The sequence below is a fragment of the Priestia sp. SIMBA_032 genome (assembly GCF_046535215.1).
GTDB classification, from domain to species: Bacteria; Bacillota; Bacilli; order Bacillales; family Bacillaceae_H; genus Priestia; species Priestia aryabhattai.
In genome coordinates, this window is record NZ_JAWRXD010000700.1 from 1 (window position 1) to 270 (window position 270).

Below are 270 nucleotides of genomic sequence, written 5' to 3' on the forward strand. Positions count from 1 at the left end.
CCTTCTTCACGTGGCCGTGTGCGTCGGTGTCCCAATAGGCATCCAGCGTGTTGTGTCCCATGACGAAACCGACAGCGTGCTCGGGAGCCTCATAATCGACCAGAACCATCTTCTGATGGTGAGAGGGTTCCGCGCCATATGCTGCGATGGTCGTGAGTGTCGCGCCGATACGGGCATCCCGCATGAGCTTTTCCCGATACATGATTTCCTCGCGGTCGTGCAGCGAGAAGTCACGCGTTACCAGTTCGATGCCGATGTCCTTCAGCGATT

At 57.4% G+C, this 270-nt stretch carries 1 pseudogene; it reads right to left on the minus strand.

The window, feature by feature from the left end:
- Positions 1–270: pseudogene (locus SB717_RS36070) on the minus strand (hypothetical protein); the annotation flags it as partial.